This is a genomic window from Aeromonas lacus (assembly GCF_000764665.1).
Classification (GTDB): domain Bacteria; phylum Pseudomonadota; class Gammaproteobacteria; order Enterobacterales; family Aeromonadaceae; genus Aeromonas; species Aeromonas lacus.
On the sequence record NZ_JRGM01000055.1, the window covers coordinates 1 to 4,393 of the forward strand.

The following is a 4,393-nucleotide window of genomic DNA, read 5'->3' on the forward strand; positions in this document are numbered from 1 at the left end:
CAATCCCCTCCCCTGTTCCGATTCAGGTCGGCTCGCCAAACAAAAACGGCCCCCGAAGGTGCCGTCTTGTTGCTAGCTCAGCGGCAGCAGCTCGCTGTCGCTGGGGTAGTAGCCCTGCTCCGGTTCGATCCCGGGCGGATAGAGCGCCAGCAACTCGGCCACCTTGTTGCGGGTGCCACCGTTGCGGCTGATGGTGCGCTTGACCAGGATCTCGTCGAGACGGGCGCCGCGATAGAGCTCGCGGGTCAGTTCGATGTCGTGATTGCTGATCAGTACCGGCACGCCCTTATGGGCCGCGGTGTGACGCGCCAGACGGGCAAGTACCGCCTGATCGTCCAGAGTAAAGCCGCCGGCTGCATAGGTGGTGAAGCTCGCCGTGGTCGAGAGCGGCGCATAGGGAGGATCGCAGTAGATAACCCAATCCTCTTCGGCCCGCTTGATGGCATCGGCGTAGCTTTCGCAGATAAAGGTCGCTTTCTGCGCCTTCTCGGCAAAGGCCCATAGCTCCTTCTCCGGGAAGTAGGGCTTTTTGTAGGAACCAAACGGGACGTTGAAGCCCCCCTTCTTGTTGTAACGGCACAGGCCATTAAAACCGTGGCGGTTGAGGAAGAGGAACAGCAGGGAGCGCTCGAAGCTGGTATCGGTCTGGTTGAACTGGGTACGCAGCCGGTAGTAGGCAGCCTTGTGGTTATGCTCGGCCACAAACAGCTTGCGCGCTTCGTCGATGAAGTGATCCGGTGTCTCTTTGAGATGGTTATAGAGGGCGATCAGATCCGGATTGATGTCATTGAGCACATAGGCGTCGTAGTCGGTATTGAGGAAGACAGAACCGGCCCCGACGAAAGGCTCCAGCAACACACGCCCGGCTGGCAAACGCTCGGCGATCTCTTCAACCAGGGAGTATTTTCCCCCGGCCCATTTTAAAAAAGCGCGTGTTTTTTTCATGGAAATCCGGTGTGTAAGAAGGCAAGACCCAAAAAGGGGGTCGATTCTACCCCCTTATCCGGTATCAAGGCTATTGCTTCAGCTCTTTTTGTACCTGTGCAAACGACTTGGGCCAGGGCTGTCCTTTCAGCAGCTCGGGGGAGAGTTTGCGAATGGCGCTTTTGGCCTGGCTCAGACCGGCGTAATCCCCCTGCAGAACCACATACCAGGGGCTACCGCGGAACTTGGTCTGGTAGACCCACACCTTGCCCGCCAAACCATGCTCGGCAACAAACTGATCCACCGCTTTGGTGTTGCTCGCCCCCATCAACTGGATGCTGTAGTGGTTGCGCGGCTTCTTAGTGAGAGTCGCCACGGGCGTGAGCTCCACCTTGGGCGCTGGCGCGGCGGCCGGTTCGCTGCGGGTGGTTACCGCAGGCGTAGCGGCTTTGCTCGCTGCGGTAACCGGCGCACTGGTCGCAGCCTTTGCGGTGGTCGTGGCAGTCGTGGCAGCACCACTCGTCACCGTCTGGCCTTTGCCGGTCAGCTCGTCAACCACATCGGTCGGCAATGCACCGCTCACCTTGGGCTCGCTCATCAGCTTTTGCACCACCTCGTCGGAGATCACCACCCGGCGCCCCTCGTAGTTGGTAGATTCGGTCGTGACGGTATCGCTGTCGACCGACTTGGGCAGCACCTTGGCCTCCGGCTGCCAATCCTTCACAACACCAGTAGCACTGCTAGCATCGCCGCTGCCATTACCCTGTGCAGCCTGCTGGCTGCTATCGCCACCGCCAACGGTCAGGGGATCGCCGCCTGAAACAGGGATGGGCAAGGGGGTTGTCTGAGCCGGGTCTTGCATGGCAGGTTTGCTGTCGCTGCTAAACAGCGCAGGCAGCAGATAGCTCATCGCCAGCAGACCGCCAGCCACCACCGCGATGACGGTGGCAATCTTCTTGACGGGCAACTCGGCCTGGCGCTTCTTGGGCCTTCTGTCGGTCATGATATCCTCCAGTAACTGCATGATGGTGGACGGATGTCCATTCGCCGTAGTCAGGATCTCTTCCACTTTGACCTTGGGCAAGAGGGTCGTCGGGATCTTGAGCTCTTTGGCCTTTTCATACAAGAAGATGCGTTGCTCGGGTGGGCTCAGTGGCGGCACCTCCAGCTCCAGCGCCGGCATGGCTCGCCCTTTGAGCAGAGGCCGCTGGCTGCGACACCAGTGATCACTCCCGGAGACGATGATGGCCAAGCGGTGCGGGGCCGCCAGCGTATCGTTGTGGCGGCTGATGGCCCACAGTTCACCCAGCAGCTCGGCAGGCAGCTCATCTGCCCGCTCGATCATCAGCAACAGGGTGGCAGGTTTGCTCCCCTCCAGCATGCGAAAGAAGCTGTCAGCCAGTGCATCCTGCGGGTTGAACAGCGGGCGCGCCACCACTTGAGGCAGCAGCAACTGACGCACATCCACCATCTTCATGGCCGGGGTGCCGATCAGGCTGACGACGCGCACTTTTTCCGGCAGTTTGCCGAGCAATGACTCGCAGAGCGTGCCGCGACCGCTACCGGGCTTGCCGGAGAGAAAGATAAAAGGATGATTGAATTCAATCAGATGCAGCAGCCGGTCAACCAGCTGCCGCTGGGAAGGAAATTGAAGGAGTTTACTCACGACCTGACTCGATCACCGCCAACAACTCTGCATCGGAGACATCGGCAACCACCTGTGCGTGACCGATACCGACCGGCAAAACCAGACGCAGCTTGCCTTCCAGTACCTTCTTGTCACGACGCATATGGCGAATAAAAGCGGCAAAATCCATCTCGGCCGGCGCCTTGATCGGCAAGTTTGCCGCCAGCATCAGAGCGCGAACGCGAGCAACCTCCTGCTCGGTCATCTCGCCACGGGCCTGAGCCGTCCAAGCCGCCAGCATAATACCTGCCGCCACCGCTTCACCGTGCAGCCAGTTGCCGTAGCCCTGTTCCGCTTCGATCGCATGACCAAAGGTGTGGCCCAGATTGAGCAGTGCTCGTACGCCATGCTCGGTCTCGTCCTGACCGACCACATCCGCCTTGATCTGGCAGCAGCGCTTGATGGCGTAGGCCAAAGCCGCAGGATCAAGCTGTTGCAGCAGAACCATGTTCTGCTCCAGCCAGCTGAAGAAATCAGCATCCCAAATGATGCCGTACTTGATTACCTCGGCCATCCCTGCGGCAAATTCGCGGGCAGGCAAGGTACTCAAACATTCGGTATCGATTACAACTTGTTTGGGCTGATAAAAAGCCCCAATCATGTTCTTGCCGAGCGGGTGGTTGACAGCGGTCTTACCGCCCACAGAGGAGTCAACCTGGGAGAGCAGGGTGGTCGGGATCTGGATAAAAGGAATGCCACGTTGATAGCTTGCTGCCGCAAAGCCCACCACATCCCCTATCACACCGCCCCCCAGGGCGATCAACGTAGAGTCACGGCCATGGCTGGTTTCAAGCAGAGCAGACATGATCTGCTCGAAGGTTGCCAGGTTCTTGTGGGCCTCGCCATCCGGCAGGATCAGGTGCTCGACCTGAAAACCGGAAAGTCGGGAGGTAACCAGCTCAAGATAGAGCGGGGCAACGACCGTGTTGGTCACTATCATTACCCGCTTGCCCTTGATAGCCGATGTCAGCACATCAGCACGCTGCAACAAGCCTGCAGCTATCTCGATGGGATAGCTGCGTTCACCCAATTCAACCTTCAACCGTTCCATGGACGTCCTCTTGTTTACATACCGATCAGCTTGACGATTTGATTGGCAACCACTTTTGCACTCTGCTCATCGGTATGCACCACAAAATCGGCAACCTCTTCATACAGGGCATTACGCTCTTGTGCCAGACGCTCAAGCACTTCACGAGCTGGCTCTTCGGTCTGCAGCAGAGGGCGACGCTTGTCGCGTTGTGTACGCGCCAGCTGCTTTTCAATGGTGGTTTCGAGGTAGACCACGATGCCACGAGCAGAAAGTTTATTGCGAGTTTCGCGACTCTTGATGGCACCGCCACCGGTCGCCAGCACGATACCCTGCTGTTCGGACAGCTCGCCGATCACCTTCTCTTCGCGGATCCGAAAACCCTCTTCGCCTTCAACATCGAACACCCAGCTGATATCAGCACCACTGCGGCGCTCAATCTCATGATCTGAGTCGAAAAACTCCATGTGCAGTTGTTCTGCCAGATGTCTACCTATGGTGCTCTTGCCCGCACCCATGGGACCTATCAGGAAAATATTGCGTTTCTCAGCCATGTCTTTTCGTTAGTAATTACAAACTGTACGACCCCGATAAATACTGGATCGGGGTACCTGTGAACCTTATCTTGCGATGGATCAGGTGGGGGATTATCTCAATAGAAATCGGGACTGGCAACCGCAGCCCTTACGCCCCAGCCTTGTCGGGGCGTAAGGTTATATGTGTTTTACCCTCACATGTAAAGCATTCAAAAA

Annotated in this window: 4 protein-coding genes; all 4 read right to left on the reverse strand. The window is 57.8% G+C overall.

From position 1 onward, the window contains the following. Window positions 1-72 precede the first annotated feature (72 nt). The gene (locus LG31_RS0107455; RefSeq protein WP_033113856.1) at window positions 73-945 is read right to left on the reverse strand and encodes a Dam family site-specific DNA-(adenine-N6)-methyltransferase; all 873 of its coding nucleotides are present in this window, start codon (window positions 943-945) and stop codon (window positions 73-75) included. 70 nt (window positions 946-1,015) lie between these two features. Continuing rightward, a complete protein-coding gene (locus tag LG31_RS0107460) occupies window positions 1,016-2,590 on the reverse strand; it encodes an SPOR domain-containing protein (protein ID WP_033113857.1) in 1,575 nt (524 codons plus the stop codon). After that, a complete protein-coding gene (gene aroB, locus LG31_RS0107465) occupies window positions 2,583-3,662 on the reverse strand; it encodes a 3-dehydroquinate synthase (RefSeq protein WP_033113858.1) in 1,080 nt (359 codons plus the stop codon). The genes LG31_RS0107460 and aroB overlap by 8 nt, the downstream gene beginning before the upstream one ends. Before the next feature lie 14 nt (window positions 3,663-3,676). Continuing rightward, on the reverse strand, window positions 3,677-4,195 hold the full coding sequence (gene aroK, locus LG31_RS0107470) for a shikimate kinase AroK (protein WP_033113859.1): 519 nt from the start codon (window positions 4,193-4,195) through the stop codon (window positions 3,677-3,679). Window positions 4,196-4,393: the final 198 nt, after the last annotated feature.

What these genes read in the sequence shown, in the direction of transcription:
- LG31_RS0107455 (WP_033113856.1), bottom strand. Translation starts at nt 945, where the DNA reads ATGAAAAAAACACGCGCTTTTTTAAAATGGGCCGGGGGAAAATACTCC.
- aroB (WP_033113858.1), bottom strand. Translation starts at nt 3,662, where the DNA reads ATGGAACGGTTGAAGGTTGAATTGGGTGAACGCAGCTATCCCATCGAG.
- aroK (WP_033113859.1), bottom strand. Translation starts at nt 4,195, where the DNA reads ATGGCTGAGAAACGCAATATTTTCCTGATAGGTCCCATGGGTGCGGGC.